Origin of the sequence: Streptosporangium sp. NBC_01810 (assembly GCF_035917355.1) — a bacterium.
Classification (GTDB): Bacteria; Actinomycetota; Actinomycetes; order Streptosporangiales; family Streptosporangiaceae; genus Streptosporangium.
Window position 1 is genome coordinate 3,386,526 of record NZ_CP109070.1, and the last position, 19,292, is coordinate 3,405,817.

Below are 19,292 nucleotides of genomic sequence, written 5' to 3' on the forward strand. Positions count from 1 at the left end.
GGGTTACCGCCGGCCGCTCCGCTCCGCCTGGACCGGACGCGCGAAGACCGGGCTTCCGGCGCCCGCACCGGAGGCCACGGACGCCGGGCATGCCTGGTCGAACCGGGCCCACACCAGCGCGGCCAGATCGGCGTCCACCCCCAGGGGAGCGGTGACCAGGTCGGCACCGGACGCCTCCAGGCGGTCCTGGAAGAAGCCCGGGGCCAGGAGATAGGAGGCGAGCGCGATCCGCGGCGCGGGTCCTGAGCGCAGCCGCTCCAGGGCCTCGGCGACCGTGGGGGCGCCCGTCCCGGCGAAGGCCGCGGTGACCGGGCGGGAGAGCCGGACCGAAAGCAGCCGGGCCGCCGCCCGCACGTCGGCCAGCGCCGCGGGGTCGGACGACCCCGCGGCTCCCAGGATCACCGAGTCGGCCGCCCGCAGTCCCACGGCGGCCAGTCGTCTGGCGAGGACGGCCACGAGCAGCGGGTGCGGCCCCAGCGGGGCCGTCACCGTGGCGTCCGGCCTGGTCGTGGCCACCACCTCGGGCAGGTCGATGTGGACGTGGTAGCCGCCCGCCAGCAGCAGCGGGACCACCACGACGGGGCCGGGCACCTCGACGAGCACGTCGGCCAGCGAGGGTGAGCTGATCTCCAGGAACGCCTGCTCGACGCGCGTTCCCCGGCGGCCACCGCGCACCAGGTCACGCAGTCCGGCCAGGGTCTCCTCACCCATCGCGCTGCGCGTCCCGTGCCCGGCGAGGACCAGCGTCGTCACAGGCCTTCGCCCCGGTCGCAGGCCAGGCGGTAACCGCGTTTGACGACCGTCTCGACGATTCCCGAGGGCCCGAGAGCCCGGCGCAGGCGGGTGATGGCCATCTCGACCGCGTGCTCGGCCGAGTCCCGCGACGGGCCTCCGGGTAGCACCGTCCGCAGGTCGGAGCGGGCCACCACGTGCCCCGGTTTGTCGGCCAGCCGCTTGAGCACCGCCATCGGCGCCGGCGGCAGCGGCTTCAGCTCGCCGTCCACCACGACGGCGTGGCCGCGGATCTCCAGCCGGTGGCCGCCCGCGACCAGACGGGTGACGCTGTGCTCGGGCAGGTGCCTGGCGAGGGTACGGGCCAGTGTGCCCAGGCGGGAGCGCTCGGGCTGTACGGTGGGCACCCCGCGTGCCTCCAGGGGCGCGGCGGTGACCGGGCCCACGCAGGCGGCGACGACCGGCCCGGCGAAGGCCGCGACCAGTGCGTCCTCCAGGCCGTCCGCGCGGGCCGAGTTGAGCATGGCCAGCACGGCGGGGGCGCTGGTGAAGGCCACCGCGTCCACCCCGCCGGAGATCGCCTGGCTGACCAGGCGGCGCAGTGGCGACACGTCCCGGTAGGGCAGCCACCGGTAGACCGGCACCTCGAGGACCTCGGCGCCGGCCTCGCGCAGCGCGGCCACGAAGTCGGTCAGCGGCTCCCCGTGCAGCTGCACGGCGATGCGGCGGCCGCGCAGATCCTGGGCGAGCAGGTGCTGCTTGACCTCCTCGCACGACTCCGTGGACGGGGTCCAGTGGTCGTTCAGCCCGGCGGCCCTGACCGCGCCGCGGGCCTTGGGCCCGCGGGTCAGCAGCCGTGCGGAGGCCAGGTGCTCGGCGAGGTCGCCCGCCAGCCCCCAGCCCTCGGCGGCGGCCATCCATCCCCGGAAGCCGACACCGGTGGTGACCACCACGTCGTCGATCGGGGCGGACAGGCCGGCGCGCGTCGCGGCCAGCAGGTCGGCGTCCTCGGCCAGGGGTACCAGACGGATCGCGGGGGCGCGCACCACCCTGGCGCCCCTGCGTTCCAGCAGCGCGCAGAACTCCTCGCGCCGCCGGGTGGCGGTGACCCCGATCGTGAACCCGGCCAGCGCGTCGGACGCGGTCTCGGGAGAGTCGACGGGACCGTCCAGCACGGCGATGCTCATCTGTCGTTCACCACTCCTCGCTTGATCTTCTGTCGGTATCCGGCCGGCTGCGGGCTCACCCCGCGCCCACCTCCACCGTTTCGCCGGTGAGACGGATCGGGTAGGTCGGCACGGCCGTCGCGGGGTCGTCCAGACACACCCCCGTCGCAAGGGAGAACGCCTGCTTGTGCATGGGAGAGGCCACCACGGGCTCGCCGGCCCTGGTGCCCACGATCCCGCGGGACAGGACGTGGGCACCGCTGAACGGGTCGCGGTTGCCGATCGCGAACAGGGCGCCGTCAAAGGTACGGAACAACGCGATCTGGTGACCACCGACGAGCGCGCACACACCGCGCTCGGGCAGCAGGTCGGTGTAGGAGCAGACCGGCGTCCAGCCGGTCCGCTTCAGATCTTCGCTCAGGACGGTCATCGTTGAGAGCCTCTCCTCGGGGGTTGGCGACGGCGGGGACACGGGACACGGGGCGGCGGGTCAGGAACGGACCACCTCCAGCGGGATGAGGACCGGTTTCACCTGGTCACGCTGGGGTTCGAAAGCGATCGAGGGGTCCGGCGTCCCGGGGGCGTTGATGAAGGAGACGAACCGCCGCAGCTTCTCCGGGTCCTCGATCGCGGCGCGCCACTCGTCGGCGTAGCCGGCCACGTGCCGCTCCATCTGCGCCTCCAGTTCGGCGCAGATCCCGAGGGAGTCGTCCAGGACGACCTCCCTGACGTAGGCCGTCCCCTGTGCCTCCAGCCAGGCGGAGGTGCGCTGCAGGCGGTCGGCGGTACGGACGTAGAACATCAGGAACCGGTCGATGACGCGGACCAGTTCCTCGGTGCCCAGGTCGGAGGCGAACAGGTCGGCGTGGCGCGGGGTGAAGCCGCCGTTGCCACCGACGTAGAGGTTCCAGCCCCGCTCGGTGGCGATGACGCCAAAGTCCTTACTCCTGGCCTCGGCGCACTCGCGGGCACAGCCGGAGACCGCCGACTTCAGCTTGTGCGGCGAGCGCAACCCCCGGTAGCGCAGCTCCAGCGCGATGGCCAGGCCGACGGCGTCCTGCACGCCGTATCGACACCAGGTCGAGCCCACGCAGGACTTCACGGTGCGCAGCGCCTTGCCGTACGCTTGCCCGGACTCGAAGCCCGCGTCCACCAGGCGTTTCCAGATCAGCGGGAGCTGCTCCACCCGGGCCCCGAACAGGTCGATCCGCTGCCCGCCAGTGATCTTGGTGTAGAGGCCGAAGTCGCGGGCCACCTCGCCGATCACGATGAGGCCGTCCGGGGTGATCTCCCCACCGGGGATGCGCGGCACCACCGAGTAGGTGCCGTTGCGCTGGATGTTGGCCAGGAAGTGATCGTTGGTGTCCTGCAGGGCGGCCTGCTCTCCGTCGAGGATGTGGCCGTTGCCGAGCGAGGCGAGGATCGAGGCGACGACGGGCTTGCACACATCGCAACCGCGCCCGGTGCCGTGATCGGCGATGAGCTGCGAGAACGTCGTGATGGCGCGCACGCGGACGATGTCGAACAGCTCCGCCCTGCTGTACGCGAAGTGCTCGCACAGAGCCTTGGAGACCTCGACGCCCGATTTGACGAGAATCTCCTTGAGCATCGGGACGCAGCTGCCGCAGGTGGTGCCCGCGCGGGTACAGCCCTTGATCCCGGCCACGTCGGTGAGACCGTGGTCGGCGATGGCTGCGCACACCTGCCCCTTGGTGACGTTGTTGCAGGAGCAGACCTGCGCGTCGTCGGGAAGCTCCATGCTCGCCGGACCACCGCTGAACAGCAGCTCGCTCGGTGATCCCGGCAGGTCGCGGCCGACGAAGGGCTTCAGGGTGTTGTACGGAGTGGCGTCACCGACGCAGATCCCGCCGAGCAGGGTGCGTGCGTCGTCGCTGACGAACAGCTTCTGGTAGACCCCTCCCACCGGATCCATGAAGGTAACGTTCAGCGCGCCGTCCATGGCGCCGAACTGGGCGACCTCCACACCGAGCAGTTTGAGCCTGGTGGAGAGATCCGCACGGGTGAAGACCGCCTCACCGCCGAGAATGCGGTCGGCGGCGACCTCGGCCATCGTGAAACACGGGCCGACCAGCCCGTAGACCACGCCCTCGTGCAAAGCGCACTCACCGATCGCGTAGATCGCCGGGTCGCCGGTGCGCATCCGGTCGTCCACGACGATCCCACCGCGCCCGCCCACCTCCAGGCCTGCCTGCCCGGCCAGCTCGTCACGGGGCCTGACCCCCGCGGAGAAGACCACGATCTGCGCCTCGACGGCCTCCCCGTCCGGCTTGACCAGGCCCGCGACCCGCCCGTCCGGGCCCGCGACGATCTCCTTGACCCCCGCCCGGGTGTGTACCCTCAGGCCGAGTGCCTCCACGTGACCTCGCAGGACGGCACCGCCGCCCTCGTCGACCTGCCGGGGCATGAGCCAGCCCCCCATCTCCACGACGTGCGTCGACAGGCCCAGGCCACGCAGGGCGTCGGCGGCCTCCAGCCCCAGCAGCCCGCCGCCGATCACGACACCGCTCGTGGCGGTCGAGGCGGCCTCCCTGATCGCGTCGAGATCGTCGATCGTGCGGTAGACGAAGCAGCCGTCCAGTTCCCTGCCCGGCACCGGCGGCACGAACGGGCTGGACCCGGTGGCCAGCACCAGCACGTCGTACGGCTCGCGATGGCCGTCCGCGGTGGTGACCTCCTTCGCCCCCCTGTCGATGCCGACGACCCTGGACGACAGGCGCAGCACGACTCCCTCCGGCACCGGGTAGGTGAGATCCTCGACACTTCTGCCCGCCAGGTAGGAGGTCAGCGCCACCCGGTCGTAGGCCGGCCTGGGCTCCTCCCCCAGCACCGTGATCCGGCCCTCGAAGCCCTTGGCCACCAGGGCCTCGACCAGCCGGTGCGACGTCGGTCCGTTCCCCACCACGACAAGCCTTGACATGATCGCGCTCACCCTTCTGTCCGCTCCGCTCGCCCGTCCCCGGTGGATCTCTCCGCTCACCGGGCCGGGCGGCTCCGTTTCCGTCCCGATCTGGCCGTCCGTCCGGCGCCGAGCCGGCCCCTCGCCTCTCGCGCCGGTCACGCCGAGACCCCTTCCTGCTCGCAGAGCCAGCCGACGATGCCCTCGACCGCGTCGCGGCAGCCGCCGCAGCCGGTGGTGGCGCGGGTGGCGGCGGCCACGGCCGCGACGTCCCTGGCGCCCGACTCCCAGCAGGCCCTGATCTGCCCCTTGGTCACGTCGTTGCACTGGCAGACCTTCGCCGCGTCCGGCATCCTGACCGGGCTCTCGGCCACCGTGTTGCCCGGCAGGCCGGGGAAGAGCAGTCCCGTCCGGTCCACCGGCAGTGGCCCGCCCCGGTCGAACAGCTGGGTGAGACTGCCTACCGCCGACGTCTCGCCGAGGAGGATCACGCCGACCAGGCGGCCGTCGCGGATGACGAGCTTGCGGTAGGTGCCCGCCGCCCGGTGGCTGAACCGCACGACCTCGGCGTCGTCCTCGGTCAGATGGGTCTCCCCCATCGCGGCCAGCTCCACGCTCTTGGCCTTCAGGCGGGTCACCAGCCGCGACCCCCGGTAACGGGCGGCCTTGTCGGCCCCCGTGACGATGTCGGCGACCACCGCGGCCTGCTCCCAGGCGGGTGCGACCAGCCCGTAGACGCTGCCCCGGTGCTCGGCGCACTCTCCGATCGCGAAGACCGACGGGTCGTCGGTGCGCATCTCGTCGTCGACGACGATCCCGCGCGCCACCTCCAGCCCTGCCTCGCGAGCCAGCCCGGTCACCGGGCGGACCCCGCAGGCGAGCACCACCAGATCGGCATCGACCACCTCGTCTCCCGCGAGCCGCACGCCGCCTTCCAGGATCTCCTCGATCACGACGCCGGTCCTGGTCCGCACACCCAGCCCGCCCAGGGTCTGGCCGAGCACCAGCCCGGCCTCGGCGTCCAGCTGACGCTCCATCAGGTGCCCGGCCAGGTGCAGCAGTGTCACCGGCAGGCCGCGCCCGGCCAGGCCACGCGCAGCCTCGATTCCGAGCAGACCACCGCCGATCACCACGGCGTGCCGCGCCGCACCCGCGGCCCGCAGAATCCTCCTGCAGTCGTCCATCGTGCGGAACGTGACGGCCCTGTCCGCACCCGCGATCGGCGGCACGACCGCCTCGCTACCCGTCGCCAGCACCAGGACGTCGTACGGTTCGCGCCTGCCGGTGGCGGTGAGCACGGCCCGGTTCTCCCGGTCCACGGCGGTCACCTCGACGCCGGGCAGCGCCGTCACCGAATGGTCGGCGTACCAGCCAGGGTCGAGCAATCGCACCTGGTCAGCCGGTATCGTCCCGGCCACGACGTTCGACAGCAGTACCCGGTTGTAGGGCTGCGACTCCTCGGCCCCGAACACGGTCAGCCCGACGTGCCGATCACGGGCCCGGATCTCGCTCACCAGGCGGGCGCCCGCCATCCCGTTGCCCACGACCACGATCCGGGTCATCCGGCACGCTCCGCTCTGACCGCGCAGACCTTGAACTCCGGCATCCTCGACACCGGGTCCAGCGCGGGGTTGGTGAGCAGGTTGACGCCCGGCCAGTGGAATGGCATGAACACGGTGTCCGGCCGAATCGCCGGATTGACCCTGGCCGGTGCCTCGGTCACGCCGCGCCGGCTGACCACCCGCAACATCTCCCCCGGGGCCACGTCCAGACGCTCGGCGAGGTCGGGGTGGAGTTCCACGAACGCCTCGGGTGCCGCCGCGTTCAGCGCGGCGATCCGCCGGGTCTGCGCGCCGCTCTGATAGTGCGCGAGCACCCGTCCCGTCGTGAGATAGAGCGGATACTCCGGGTCGATGTCCTCCTCGGGCGGGCGGTGCTCGACCGGTACGAAACGGGCGCGCCCGTCGGGCGTGGCGAAGCCGTCCAGGAAAGGCCGGGGAGTACCTGGGTGATCCTCGGCCGGGCAGGGCCAGAACACTCCGGTCTCGGCGGCGATCCGCTCGTAGGTGATGCCGGCGTAGTCGGCGATCCCACCTGCCGAGGCCCGGCGCAGCTCGTCGAAGACCTCGCGCGGATCGGTGGGGAAACCCTCGGCTCCGGTTGTCCCGCGCAGTCGCGCGGTGAGCCCCCGGAGAATCTCAAGGTCGCTCCGCACCCCTGATGGCGGAGCGGCCGCTTGGCGGCGGAGCAGCACCCGGCCTTCCAGATTCGTCATGGTCCCGCTCTCCTCGGCCCACTGGGTGGTGGGCAGCACGACGTCGGCGATCGCGGCCGTCTCCGACAGGACCAGGTCCGAGACCACGAGCAGGTCCAGTGAGCCGAGCCGTTCGGCGACGTGCCCGGCACGCGGCGCGGAGATCAGCGGGTTGGAGCCGAACAGCAGCAGCGCCCGGGGGCCGCCGCCGGCGCCGAGCGCGTCCAGCAGCTCGTAGGCGGAGCGGCCGGGCCCCGGTAGGTCATCGGGGTCGACACCCCACACGGCGGCGACATGGGCGCGGGCCGCCGGATCATCGATCCTGCGGTAGCCGGGGAGCTGGTCGGCCTTCTGGCCGTGCTCGCGGCCTCCCTGCCCGTTGCCCTGTCCGGTGACACAGCCGTAGCCCGACCCCTCGCGCCCCGGCAGCCCGAGGGCGAGCGCGAGGTTGATGAACGCGCTGACGGTGTCGGTGCCCTTGGCGTGCTGCTCGGCGCCGCGCCCGGTGAGGATCGCCGCCCGGCTCGCGCCGGCGAGGATCGCGACCGCGGCGCGCATCCGGGCGACCGGCACACCGGTGATCCGTTCCACTCGCTCGGGCCACCAGGCCGCGACCGAGGTGCGGACCGCGTCGAACCCGCTCGTCCTGGCGGCCACGTAGTCCTCGTCGACATCGCCCCCGGCGACCACCATGTGCAGCAGGCCCAGAGCCAGCGCCAGGTCGGTGCCGGGGGTCGGCTGCAGGTGCAGGTCGGCCTGCCGGGCGGTCGCGGTGGCCCGCGGGTCGATGACGATCAGCCGGCCGCCCGCCGCGCGCATCGCGGTGAGGTGACGGACGAACGGCGGCATGGTCTCGGCCACGTTTCCGCCCGCGATCAGGACCGCGTCGGCGCGGGCGAGGTCGGTGATCGGGAAGGGCAGGCCACGGTCCATACCGAAGGCCCGGTTGGTGGCCGCGGCGGCCGAGGACATGCAGAACCGGCCGTTGTAGTCGATCTGGCTGGTCCGCAACACCACCCGGGCGAACTTGCCGAGCTGGTACGCCTTCTCGTTGGTGAGGCCGCCGCCGCCGAACACCGCCACGCCGTCGGAGCCGTGTTCGGCCTGGATCGCGCGTATCCGGCCGGCGACAAAGCCGAGCGCCTCGTCCCAGCCGACCTCCTCGCCGTGCAGCAGAGGGGTGGTGAGCCGCTCGCCGGTGAGAAGCTCACCGGCGGTCCAGCCCTTCTGACACAGTCCTCCCCCATTGGCCGGGACGTCGTGACGTGGAGTGATCGTGATGGTCTCACCCACCGCGACGTTCATGCCGCACTGCAGAGCGCAGTAGGGGCAGTGCGTCGCTGTCCCAGCCTTCACAGGCTGCTGAGGGGAAAGTGAGACCGGCATGGGTCCGATGGTGCTTTCAGGCGGTTTCACCGCGAGGTCTCCCCTGTTACCGATGTGCTACAAGCCGCTAACCGTGTTCACATTTGCAATGAGGCGGATGTGAGTTATCCGTCGGCCAGGCAGGTGCCGGATGTGAGTTATCCGTCGGCCAGGCAGGTGCCGGATGTGAGCAAAGCGGTCGCCGAGCATGGCGGCGGCACTCACACCCGGGCCGCCGCCATGCTCGGCGCGGTGCCGGCGGTACGCAGGTAGCAGGCCCAGGTGACGGCCGCGCACACCAGGTAGAAGAAGGCGAAGGAGGCCAGCGCGGCTCCCGCTCCACCGGTCGCGGCGATGGAGCTGCCGAATCCGCGGTTGATGAAGAATCCACCGAAGGCGCCGATCGCGGAGATGATCCCGATCGCCGCGGAGGCATCCCGTTTCCCGACTGCCACGGCGTCGTCATGGGCTGCCGTGCCCGGGGTGATGCCCGCGACCGCCTTGGCCCGGAAGATCGCCGGAATCATCCGGTACGTGGAGCCGTTACCGACGCCGGTGGTGGCGACCAGGAGCATGTAGGCGCAGAAGAACAGTGCGAAGCCACGCTGGGACAGGCCCTGCCAGACCAGCACCGCCGAGCCCGCCATCGCGGCGAAGTTGACGAGCGTCACCCGCGCCCCACCGAGCCGGTCCGACAGCCAGCCGCCCACCGGGCGGACCAGGGAGCCGAGCAGCGGGCCGAGGAAGGCCAGCCAGACCAGGGAGGCCTGCTCGGGAAACTGGCTCTTGATGAGCAGCGGGAGCGCGGTGGAGTAGCCGATGAAGGAGCCGAACGTACCGATGTACAGGACCGACATGATCCAGGTCTGGGCCCGGCCGACGACCTTCAACTGGTCCACGGGACTGGCCTTGGCCGAGGTCAGGTTGTCCATGAAGAAGTAGGCACCCGCCGCGGCGGCCAGGATGAAAGGGATCCAGAACAGCCCCGCGGCGGCCAGCCCGAACGCACCGATCACCAGCGGCATGAAGAGCTGGACGGAACTGACCCCGATGTTGCCGCCGGCCGCGTTGAGCCCGAGTGCGGCCCCCTGCCTGTCCCGAGGGTAGAAGTGGGTGATGTTGGCCATGCTGGAGGCGAAGTTGCCGCCGCCCAGCCCCGCCGTGGCCGCGATGGCCAGGAACACCCAGTAGGGGGTGCCGGGATCGCCGACCGCGATGGCCAGCAGCACCGCGGGCACGAGCAGGAGCAGAGCACTGACCACCGTGAAGTTCCGGCCGCCGAACCTGGCCGGGGCGAAGGTGTACGGGATGCGCAGCGCCGAGCCGACCAGGTTGGGCAGGGCGACGATCCAGAAGAGCTGGTCGGTGGAGAACTCGTAGGAGCCGAGTTGCACGGCCACGATGCTCCAGACGGTCCACAGTGTGAACCCGAGGTGCTCGGCGAAGATGGAGAAGACCAGGTTTCTCCGGGCCACCTTCCGGCCGCGCTCCTGCCAGAAATCCGGGTCGTCGGGCCGCCAGTCGTTGATCCAGGGCTTCATCGTCTGTCCTCCTGCTGGTTTCGGGGGGCTTCGAGCCCCAAAACTAGGAGGGCGGCGTTACGCACATTCACTGTCTGTGATGGTGCGCCGGTTACGTGTGACTAACCCCGGAAATGCGCAATGCACACGCCGCACGCTCGCAACACTCCGGAAACATGGGGGGACGGAAGTAATGGTTGAGCCAGGGCGACAGCGGGAACCGTTTCCGGTGCCGATTCGTCCGCCTCGGGGAGTACGCGTGGCCGTCCAGCCGATCCGACTGTTCAACGACCCCGTGCTCCGCACGGTGGCCGAGCCCGTGACCACCTTCGACCGCGCGTTGCGTGTCCTGGTGAAGTCGCTCCAGACCACGATGCGCGCCGGCACGGGCCGCGCAGGGCTCGCCGCCCCGCAGATCGGCGTCCCGCTCAGGGTCGTCGTCTACGAGTTGGACGGCAAGTCCGGCCACCTGGTCAATCCGCGTCTGGAGCTGTCCGAGCGGAGGATCGTGGCCGACGAGGCATGCCTGTCCGCTCCCGGCCACTGGTGGCCGCTGGAACGCTCCTACATGGTCACGGCCCGTGGTCGCGACATGTTCGGCAAACCCGTCACCGTCCGTGCCCTGGGCATGCTGGCCCGCGTCCTCCAGCACGAGGCCGACCACCTTGACGGCACCCTCTTCGTCGACCGCCTCCCCGAGGAGGAGCGGGAGCGCTTCCTCGCCTCGATCTCCTGACTTGCACACCGCGCGATTGTCCGATAGAGTTGAGTGGTTGCAGTCGTAATTCTCAGCTTAGCCTTATCATCTCAAGTGCTTATGAGAAGTCCGCCGACAGCGGACGTTACAGTTTCTCCGGATGGTTTCCGCGGGTGCATGGTAGGGTCCGCAACGCAGCCCCGTGCCGCCGACCTGGTGGTTCGGTGAGGCTCCCAATGAGGAGAAGTAGTTTTGTCTGAGGGCACCGTTAAGTGGTTCAATGCCGAAAAGGGCTTCGGATTCATCGCACCGGATGACGGCACCGCCGATGTCTTCGTGCACTACTCGGCTATCAACTCCAGCGGCTACCGCAGCCTGGAGGAGAACCAGCGTGTCAGCTTCGTCACCACGCAGGGCCAGAAGGGCCCGCAGGCCGACAAGGTCGAGCTCATCTGACCTGGTTTGACCTCAAAGGCTTCGGGCTGAGCCCGCACCGCGCAAGCGGTGCGGGCTCAGTCATTTTCCGGTGCCGGTTCGCCGCCGGGGAGTGCTTTCCGGGCGGTCGCCCGGAAAGCACTCCCGTCCAGAGCAGCCCTCAACGCGGCTGAGAGCCCCCGAGCGGCGCCAGAAGGCACACACGGGCGCCCCCGTCCCCGAAAGGCCGAAAGGCCCAGAGAGCGCGACTGGTCCTCGAAAGGCCCTTCAGAGCGCGACTCCGAGCAGCGCGTCCGCGATCCGCCCGACAAGGACCGGCGCGCCGGGGTCGCTGCCGCCCTCCGACAGGGCACGCTCGGCCCAGTCGTCGATGACCGCGAGCGCGCCGGGAGCATCCAGATCGTCGGCCATCCGGGCGCGGACCCTGTCGAGCACGACACCGGCGTCGGGGCCGGTCTGCAGGCCCACCGCCGAGCGCCAGCGCGCCAGCCGCACCTCCGCCGAGGCAAGCTGGCCGGAGGTCCACTCCCAGTCGGAGCGGTAGTGGTGCGCCAGCAGGGCCAGCCGGATGGCCATCGGGTCGGTCTCCCCGCGCAGGCGGGAGACGAAAACCAGGTTGCCCTTCGACTTGGACATCTTCTCGCCCTCCAGGGCGACCATGCCCGCGTGCACGTAGGCCCTGGCGAAAGGCCACTCACCACACGCCACGTGGCCCTCGTGGGCGCCGCACTCGTGGTGCGGGAAGATCAGGTCGGAGCCTCCGCCGGCGACGTCGAAGCCACTGGACAGGTTCGCCAGAGCGATCGCGGTGCACTCGATGTGCCAGCCGGGCCTTCCCTGACCGAACGGCGAGGGCCAGGACGGCTCCCCCGGGCGCTCCGCACGCCAGAGCAGCCAGTCGAGCGGGTGCTTCTTGCCCGGACGCTCCGGATCCCCTCCGCGCTCGCCGAACAGGTCGAGCATTCGCTCCTCCGGGTAACCGGAGACGGCACCGAACTTGGGGGCCGCGGCCGCGTCGAAGTAGACGTCGCCTTCCAGGTCGTAGGTGGCGCCCTTGTCGCGCAACAACGCGATCAGGTCCGCGACCTGATCGATCACCTCGGTCACGGCGACGTAGTCGCGCGGCGGGAGGATGCGCAGCGCCTCCATGTCCGACCGGAACAGCTCGATCTCGCGCTCGGCCAGGTCACGCCAGTCGATGCCGGTCTGCTCCGCGCGCTCCAGCAGGGGGTCGTCGACATCCGTGGCGTTCTGGGTGAAGTGCACCTCGTGCCCGGCATCCCGCCAGGCCCGATTGACCAGGTCAAAGGCGAGGTAGGTGTTGGCGTGGCCCAGATGGGTGGCGTCGTAGGGCGTGATGCCGCAGACGTACATCCGTGCTGTGGGACCCGGCTTTGTGGGGACGACATCTCGCATGGCGGTGTCGAAAAGCCGCAGCGGGACACCGCCACCGGGAAGCCGAGGAACCTTCGGCGCAGACCACGATCTCATAAAGTGAGCCTATCGAGCAGACAGACCACCCCGATCGGCTCGGAGTGGTGGATACAGAGGCATTCGTCTCAACTCCGCGAGCGGCCCAGATCATTCCATGAGAACTTCGCGGAAGGCACCCGGATCACGGGGAGCGGCGGTGAAGTCGTAGCGGATACCGCCCGGCGCCAGGGCGAGCAGGGTGACGGAAAGGGAGCCGAAGATCCGCCCGTCGGGCAGCTCATGATAGATGATCATGGTCCGGGGGTCCTCCGGGGGAACCCCTGCCCCGGTGGCGAGTTCCCGCCACTCCTCCCAGGGGCCGTCAAGCTCCGAGGGGCGGCCGGCCTTGGCGAACAGGGGGCGGAAGAACGCGACGCGCTCGTTCTCCGCACCGCGTTCCCAGCCGCTGTTTACGATCATGTGGGTTCCCGGAGGAAGGACGTCTCGCTCCAGCGCGGCCCCGTCCCAGTGCCACAGGCAGGCCCCGGCGGGATCGGCCCGCAGCAGGTGGAAGGGGTCGTAGCGGCCGAGGTCGCTCTCCACCGGCCCGCCTCCGGCCGCCGCCAGGAGCGGGAGGTCGCCCCGTGAGCGGCGCGTCTCCTCCGGGGCGAGCACACCGCGCCCGTTGAGAAGGGCCCCAACCCTCCTGGCCCGGGGGTCGACGGCCAGCCAGGTTCCGCCCCCCTGAAGGTCTCGGCCGCCGATCAGGCCGGGCCGGTCCTCGTGCCAGTGTCCCGCCGGAGGAACCCAGGGCCGGCCGGTGAACTCATCGCGCACCCCGACCACGATCAGGGGGATCTCCGCGCTCGGATCGATGCTGACGACAACCGTGCACATGCCCGGAGGCTACGCCCCCGCCGCGAGCGGGCTCGGATCGGGGTCCTTCGCCGGCGAGAAGTCCGAGGTCGCGATCTCCACCGCGCGGGAACTCAGATCGGCGGCCACGGGAGGGCCGGCCACTCCTTGGAGGGGAGGGGGTGCAGGCCGGTGTCAAGGAGCCTGCGGACCCGTGACCAGGTGGCCTCAACCTCGGGGAGAGTGAGGAGTTCCCGGAGGCGGCGGCCGAGCCGCCCCTGCTCCAGGTCGCGTTCGAGGCGGGTCAGGACGTTCATGGCCTCGCGAGACAGGGGCTTGCCGCGCCACTGCCAGAGCACGGTGCGGAGCTTGTCCTCGGCGGAGAAGGAGACCCCGTGGTCAACCCCGTAGACATGGCCGTCGGCGAGCGGCAGCAGGTGGCCCCCTTTACGGTCGGCGTTGTTGACGACGGCGTCGAAGACGGCCATCCGCCGCAGCGAGGGCTGGCGGCTGCGGATCAGCACCATCAGGTCGACCTCGGGGTCGGTGTCGATCCAGAGCTGGCACATTCCCGGGCCGAACGGGCCGTCCCGGTAGACGGTGGGCGGCACGATCCGCCAGCCGATCGCCGCGGAGACCTCGTAGGCGGCGACCTCGCGAGCAGCCAGGGTTCCGTCGGGGAAGTCCCAGAGCGGGCGCTCACCCCGTACCGGCTTGTACACGCAGGCCGCCGCGAGCTCACCGAGCCGGACCGAACAGTAAAGCGTCATGTTGGTCGCCTCGACCAGGCGACCCGCCACATCCAACCGGCCGTCACGGAGCAGACGCATCGCGGTCTCGTCATCCAGCCCCGTGGCCGGCACCGCACTCAGCGTCGGCTCGCTCTCAGCGCTCATTCGCCTCCTCCACCAGATGAAGCGCTACTACCCCGGTAACCGTTGAGCCGCACACAAATATGCCCTTCGGCATCGAGAGGCTGGGCGCAGAGCGGGCAGGGCGGGCGCCCGGCGGCGACCAGTGCCATGGCCCGCTTGGTGAAGGCCCTGGCAGCGTCTGGGCTGATGTGCACACGCAGTGCCGTGGGCTCGGCGAGCGTGGACGGCTCGAACTCCTCCTCGACCCCGGCCTCCTGTGCCTCGATGACCACCTGGGCGGCCTCGGAGTCCCAGGCCAGGGCCATGGTGCCGACGCGGAAGTCCTCACTGATCGGCACGTCGAGAGGGGCGTTGTCGGCCGGCGCGGCCGGAGCGACGGCGGGCACCGGGGCGTCGGCCTCACCACGCCGCAGCACCTCGTCGAGCAGCTGGTCGAGGCGGTCTGCCAGTGCGGCGACCTGGAACTTCTCCAGCGCCACGGTGGTCAGCCTGCCCTGCCCCCGCGCCTGAAGGAAGAAGGTTCGTGATCCCGGTTGCCCCACGGCACCGGCCACGAATCTCTCGGGTGGATCGTAGTCGAAGACCGGCATAGCCCGACCTTACGTGGTCCCGGATCCGCCGCCGACTGCGGCATCACTCCCGGTGGGATTTTCTCCCCCGTCCTCGCCTTCCGAACCCTCCGCGAGGCGCAATCCGGCCACATCTCCGCCCGTGTCGTTGAGCCTGAGCACGAAAGGGCGCAAGGGGGTGTAGCGAATGACGGTGAGCGAGGCCGGATCAGCGACTATCCGTTGGAACTGGTCCAGATGCAGACCCATGGCGTCGGCCACGATGGCCTTGATCACGTCTCCGTGGCTGCAGACGAGGTAGACCGCCTTCGGGCCGAGACGCTCGTTCCATTCCCTGACCGCCGCCACCGCGCGGTACTGGACGGCCGGCAGGAACTCTCCCCCGGGGAACGTCACCGCGCTCGGATGGGCCTGCACCACCGGCCAGAGAGGGTCCTTGACGAGTTCGGCGATCGGGCGGCCCGTCCAGTCACCGTAGCGGCACTCGCCGAAGCGCTCATCGGTCAGCACCTCCGCCTCCCCTCGCCCCTCGGCGACCGCCTGCGCGGTCTCCTGACAGCGTTCCAGCGGGCTGGAGACGATCGCGTCGAGCTCCAGCGAGGTCAGCCGGGCGGCGAGGGCCTTCGCCTGGGCCTGTCCCGCGTCGCTGAGGTGAACATCCGGGGTCCAGCCCGCGAGGACCGGACCGGTGAGGTGGGTAAGGCCGTGTCTGGCCAGCAACAAGGTCGTCACGCGGGCAAGTCTTGCAGCCCTCACTCCACTACTTTTAAGGGGCCGGGCGGTAATCTGGCCGGATCATGGAGCAGCGCTATGTGGGCCGGAGCGGCTTGTCGGTGTCCCGCCTGGGACTGGGGACGATGACGTGGGGGCGTGACACCGGCGCCGAGGAGGCCGCGGCGCAGCTTCGCATGTTCGCCGAGGCCGGCGGCACGCTCATCGACACCGCCGACGTCTACACGGGCGGCGACGCCGAGCGGTTGCTCGGGCGGCTGCTGCGCGACTCGGTGCCGCGTTCGGAGCTGGTGCTGTCCACCAAGGCCGTGCTCACCCCGGCCGGGCGCAGACCCCGTGACGCCTCCAGGAAGCATCTGGTCGCCGCGATCGACGCCTCCCTGACCCGCCTGGGCGTCAACGAGGTCGACCTGTGGCAGCTGCACGCCTTCGATCCCGACGTCCCGCTGGAGGAGACCCTGGCCGCCGTGGACGCGATCGTGTCCTCCGGGCGGGCCGCGTACGCCGGGGTGTGCGACTACGCGGGCTGGCAGCTGGCGACCGCCGCCGCGGGGCAGCGTGCGGTTCCAGGGCGGGTGCCGATCGTCGCGGCCCAGGTCGAGTACTCGCTCCTGGCCAGAGAGGCCGAGCGCGAGCTGATCCCCGCCGCCGAGTATGTCGGCGCCGGGGTGCTCGCCTGGTCGCCGCTCGGGCGCGGGGTCCTCACCGGCAAGTACCGCACGGGCATCCCCGCCGACTCTCGGGCCGCGACCCCGCACTTCGCCGATTTCGTCATGCCCTACCTCGACGAGCGGTGCCGCCGGGTCGTGGAGTCGGTGACGACCGCCGCCGAAGGGCTCGGCGTCTCACCGCTGTCGGTGGCCCTGTCGTGGGTACGCGACCAGCCGGGGGTGGCCTCCGCCATCGTCGGCGCCCGCACCCACTCGCAGCTGTCCGGGGTGCTCCAGGCCGAGGATCTGACATTGCCGGTGGAGATCAGGGAAGCACTCGACGACGTGTCGGCCGACTGAGGCACCCCGGACGGAAACCGAACGAGAATTCGCCTCGCGTATCACTACTCGATACCGAATAGCAACTTTCCGTGAAAAAACCGGGCCTCCCCACAAGACTGTCGAACAGGTGGTGGGGCACCCGGATGTCGGCAGGACACCATGGCCGACATCCGATCCGGGGAAGGGAGACGAGTGCGAACCGCGATGTCGGCAGGCGCCCTGGCGCTGGTGCTGGGCAGCGGGATCCCGGCGGCCGGATCGGTGGACACCGCTCGGGCGAGTGCCGTCACGCAGGTGAACGACTGCGATCACGGAGGGCTCCTGGGCACCGTGACGGGCGGGATCTGCCGGACCGTGGACAACGTGGTGAGCAGCCTCACGGGCGACACCTCCCCGCTCTCATCCTCGCCCGCCGACGACGACACCGTCGCCACCACGGCTCAGACGCCCGCCGACACCAAGAGGGCGACACAGGCACCGGACACCTCGGCCACCGACGCTCCCCCCACGACGGGAGAGGAGACTCCCTCCGGCGACGTGCCGCGTCCCGGAGATCCCGCCGATGCCTGCCGGTCCGCGGCGGCCTCCCCCAAGTGCCCGGACCCGTCGGCGAGTTCCCTCCCGCAGGGGACGGCCCTGTCCACGCCGTCGCCGAGCCCCTCACGCGACCACGACCACGAGCCCGCGCGGAAGGAACCAGTGCCGACCGGCCGGACGCGAAAGCCCTCACAATCGCCGTATCCGGAGGCCGACACACCCGCGACCGACGCGGGCGCACCGGTGGCCTCCGAGCCGTCACCCGTGGTGCCGTCACCCGTGGTCGACGCCGAGGCGCCCCGGGTGGAACTGCTCTGGCCGGCTCCGCTGATACAGGAGCTCCAGCGGCAGATGTCGAACGAACGGCCGGTGACGCCCAGCCGGTCGTCCGACACGGTGGGTACCGTGCTCACCACCGCGCTGCTCATCCTGGCCATCCTCGCGGTCCGCCTGCTGTACAGCAGGCGGAAGGTCAAGGAGTCGATACCCTTCGAGCCGGTGCCGCCGAGCCATCACCGGGTGGCCTAGGTGTACTGCCCAGGCAGGTCGGTGACGCGGCCGGCGGGTGGAAGCCTCCAAGTGCGGTGTGTCCCCGGTGATGGTCGTACCTGTGCGGCCAGGTGGTGAAGGCGGCGCCCCCGCCGCGTCGTCGGTCACCGCGGAACGCCGCGGCTCCTCCCGCCCCGCGAGGCACCGCCCGGCCCGCGGGACAGGGCCTGGTTAGGCGCCGATGGCGTGAACGCCGCCGTCGACATGGACGATCTCACCGGTCGTGGCGGGGAACCAGTCCGACAGCAGGGCGACACACGCCTTGGCCGCCGGGATCGGGTCGTTGACGTCCCAGCCGATCGGGGCCTTGGCGGGCCAGCTGTCCTCGAACTCGCCGAAGCCGGGGATGCTCTTGGCGGCCATGGTCCGGAGCGGACCCGCCGCGACAAGGTTGACCCGGATGCCGTGCTTGCCCAGATCGCGGGCCAGGTAGCGGGAGCAGGACTCCAGGCCGGCCTTGGCCACCCCCATCCAGTCGTACACCGGCCAGGCCTTGGTGGCGTCGAAGTCGAGGCCGACGATCGCGCCGCCCTCCTTCATGAGCGGGAGCGCGGCCACCGCGAGCGACTTGAACGAGTAGGTGGAGACCTGGACGGCGGTCGCCACGTCCTCCCAGGAGGTGTTCAGGAAGTTGCCGCCCAGGGCGGTCTGGGGGGCGAAGCCGATGGCGTGCACCACCCCGTCCAGGCCGCCGAGGTGCTCGCCGACCCGGTCGGCCAGGGAGTCGAGGTGCTCGGTGCTGGTGACGTCGAGCTCCAGCACCGGCGGCGGCTCCGGCAGGCGCTTGGCGATGCGCTCGACCAGGCTGAGCCGGCCGAAACCGGTGAGCACGATCTGGGCGCCCTCCTGCTGGGCCAGCTTGGCCACCGAGAAGGCGATGGAGGAGTCGGTGAGCACCCCGGTGACGAGAAGCCGCTTGCCTTCGAGAATTCCCACGTCAGTGCCCCATTCCAAGGCCGCCGTCAACGGGGATGACAGCCCCGGTGATGTAGGCGGCGTCCTCGCCGGCCAGGAACCTGACCACGCGTGCGATCTCCTCAGGGCTGGCGTAGCGACCCAGGGGGATGTTCTTTCTGATCTGCTCTTGGTATGACTCGTCGAGTTCGGCCGTCATGTCGGTCTCCACGAAGCCGGGGGCGACCACGTTGACCGTGATGTTGCGCGAGCCCAGTTCCCTGGCCGCCGACCGGGCGAAACCGATCATCCCGGCCTTGGAGGCGGCGTAGTTGCTCTGCCCCGCCGAGCCGAGCATGGCCACCACCGAGGAGATCAGCACGATGCGCCCGCGCTTGAGCCGCAGCATGCCGCGGGTGGCGCGCTTGGCGACCCGGTAGGCGCCGGTCAGGTTGGCGTCGATGACATCGGTGAAGGTCTCCTCCTTCATCATCGGCAGCAGCGTGTCCTTGGCGATGCCCGCGTTGGCGATGAGCACCTCGACCGGGCCGTACTCGGCCTCGACCTTCGCGAACGCGGCGTCCACGTCGGCCGTGCTGGTCACATCGCAGCGCACGCCGAACAGCCCCTCGGGGGGCTGTCCGGAACGGTAGGTCACGGCGACGGCGTCGCCTGCCTGGGCGAGTTCGCGGGCGATCGCGAGGCCGATGCCGCGATTGCCGCCGGTTACGAGAACAGATCGAGCCATGGTCAGAAGGTATCGGCTACTTAGGAGTAACCCTCTTGTCCG

Annotated in this window: 18 protein-coding genes and 1 pseudogene; 4 read left to right on the plus strand and 15 right to left on the minus strand. The window is 70.7% G+C overall.

Going from position 1 to position 19,292, the window contains the following annotated elements; translation table 11 throughout:
* Positions 1-3: 3 nt before the first annotated feature.
* From OIE13_RS15215 to OIE13_RS15245, 7 genes are all read right to left on the minus strand, one after another.
* Positions 4-753: a sirohydrochlorin chelatase gene (locus OIE13_RS15215; RefSeq protein WP_326830156.1), complete on the minus strand. Its 750-nt coding sequence runs from the start codon at positions 751-753 to the stop codon at positions 4-6.
* On the minus strand, positions 750-1,919 hold the full coding sequence (locus tag OIE13_RS15220) for a uroporphyrinogen-III synthase (RefSeq protein ID WP_326639166.1): 1,170 nt from the start codon (positions 1,917-1,919) through the stop codon (positions 750-752). The genes OIE13_RS15215 and OIE13_RS15220 overlap by 4 nt, the downstream gene beginning before the upstream one ends.
* Positions 1,920-1,974: 55 nt before the next feature.
* Positions 1,975-2,328, minus strand: a complete 354-nt coding sequence (gene nirD, locus OIE13_RS15225; protein WP_326639165.1) for a nitrite reductase small subunit NirD — start codon at positions 2,326-2,328, stop codon at positions 1,975-1,977.
* A 60-nt stretch (positions 2,329-2,388) separates the two neighbouring features.
* Entirely contained in the window at positions 2,389-4,836 is a 2,448-nt protein-coding gene (nirB, locus tag OIE13_RS15230; RefSeq protein ID WP_326639164.1) for a nitrite reductase large subunit NirB, read from the minus strand.
* A gap of 137 nt (positions 4,837-4,973) precedes the next feature.
* A complete protein-coding gene (locus OIE13_RS15235) occupies positions 4,974-6,377 on the minus strand; it encodes an FAD-dependent oxidoreductase (RefSeq protein WP_326639162.1) in 1,404 nt (467 codons plus the stop codon).
* Positions 6,374-8,455 (minus strand): molybdopterin oxidoreductase family protein, encoded by a 2,082-nt coding sequence (locus tag OIE13_RS15240; RefSeq protein WP_326639160.1) that lies wholly within the window; start codon positions 8,453-8,455, stop codon positions 6,374-6,376. Before OIE13_RS15240 ends, OIE13_RS15235 begins: the two co-directional genes overlap by 4 nt.
* A gap of 200 nt (positions 8,456-8,655) precedes the next feature.
* On the minus strand, positions 8,656-9,975 hold the full coding sequence (locus OIE13_RS15245; RefSeq protein WP_326639158.1) for an MFS transporter: 1,320 nt from the start codon (positions 9,973-9,975) through the stop codon (positions 8,656-8,658).
* Positions 9,976-10,213: 238 nt separating this feature from the next.
* Here OIE13_RS15245 and def point away from each other — a divergent pair, with 238 nt between their 5' ends.
* Positions 10,214-10,690 (plus strand): peptide deformylase, encoded by a 477-nt coding sequence (def, locus tag OIE13_RS15250; protein WP_326639156.1) that lies wholly within the window; start codon positions 10,214-10,216, stop codon positions 10,688-10,690.
* Between the two features lie 213 nt (positions 10,691-10,903).
* A complete protein-coding gene (locus OIE13_RS15255) occupies positions 10,904-11,107 on the plus strand; it encodes a cold-shock protein (protein WP_030904638.1) in 204 nt (67 codons plus the stop codon).
* 246 nt (positions 11,108-11,353) lie between these two features.
* On the opposite strand, the gene mshC is transcribed toward OIE13_RS15255, so the two are convergent.
* The 5 genes from mshC to OIE13_RS15280 form a co-directional block, all read right to left on the minus strand.
* Positions 11,354-12,577 (minus strand): cysteine--1-D-myo-inosityl 2-amino-2-deoxy-alpha-D-glucopyranoside ligase, encoded by a 1,224-nt coding sequence (gene mshC, locus OIE13_RS15260; protein WP_326639154.1) that lies wholly within the window; start codon positions 12,575-12,577, stop codon positions 11,354-11,356.
* Positions 12,578-12,667: 90 nt separating this feature from the next.
* Positions 12,668-13,396 carry an NRDE family protein gene (locus tag OIE13_RS15265; RefSeq protein WP_326639152.1) on the minus strand — a complete coding sequence of 243 codons (729 nt, stop codon included), beginning with the start codon at positions 13,394-13,396 and terminating at the stop codon, positions 12,668-12,670.
* A 92-nt stretch (positions 13,397-13,488) separates the two neighbouring features.
* Positions 13,489-14,250 (minus strand): SCO1664 family protein, encoded by a 762-nt coding sequence (locus OIE13_RS15270; protein WP_326639150.1) that lies wholly within the window; start codon positions 14,248-14,250, stop codon positions 13,489-13,491.
* The gene (locus OIE13_RS15275) at positions 14,247-14,819 is read right to left on the minus strand and encodes a DUF3090 domain-containing protein (RefSeq protein WP_326639148.1); all 573 of its coding nucleotides are present in this window, start codon (positions 14,817-14,819) and stop codon (positions 14,247-14,249) included. The genes OIE13_RS15270 and OIE13_RS15275 overlap by 4 nt, the downstream gene beginning before the upstream one ends.
* 9 nt (positions 14,820-14,828) lie before the next feature.
* The gene (locus tag OIE13_RS15280; protein ID WP_326639146.1) at positions 14,829-15,530 is read right to left on the minus strand and encodes a histidine phosphatase family protein; all 702 of its coding nucleotides are present in this window, start codon (positions 15,528-15,530) and stop codon (positions 14,829-14,831) included.
* 65 nt (positions 15,531-15,595) lie between these two features.
* On the opposite strand from OIE13_RS15280, the gene OIE13_RS15285 reads away from it, so the two are divergent.
* Both OIE13_RS15285 and OIE13_RS15290 read left to right on the plus strand, forming a co-directional pair.
* Positions 15,596-16,540, plus strand: coding sequence for an aldo/keto reductase (locus OIE13_RS15285; protein ID WP_326639144.1), 945 nt, complete (start codon positions 15,596-15,598; stop codon positions 16,538-16,540).
* A 174-nt stretch (positions 16,541-16,714) separates the two neighbouring features.
* Positions 16,715-17,587 (plus strand): hypothetical protein, encoded by an 873-nt coding sequence (locus OIE13_RS15290; protein WP_326830157.1) that lies wholly within the window; start codon positions 16,715-16,717, stop codon positions 17,585-17,587.
* Here the strand turns inward: OIE13_RS15290 and OIE13_RS36720 are convergent.
* From OIE13_RS36720 to OIE13_RS15300, 3 genes and pseudogenes are all read right to left on the minus strand, one after another.
* Positions 17,584-17,687, minus strand: a pseudogene (locus OIE13_RS36720) (IS481 family transposase); the annotation flags it as partial. The gene OIE13_RS15290 and the pseudogene OIE13_RS36720 overlap by 4 nt on opposite strands.
* 92 nt (positions 17,688-17,779) lie before the next feature.
* Positions 17,780-18,544: an enoyl-ACP reductase FabI gene (gene fabI, locus OIE13_RS15295; protein WP_326639142.1), complete on the minus strand. Its 765-nt coding sequence runs from the start codon at positions 18,542-18,544 to the stop codon at positions 17,780-17,782.
* A 1-nt stretch (position 18,545) separates the two neighbouring features.
* Positions 18,546-19,250 (minus strand): beta-ketoacyl-ACP reductase, encoded by a 705-nt coding sequence (locus tag OIE13_RS15300; protein WP_326639141.1) that lies wholly within the window; start codon positions 19,248-19,250, stop codon positions 18,546-18,548.
* Positions 19,251-19,292 lie beyond the last annotated feature (42 nt).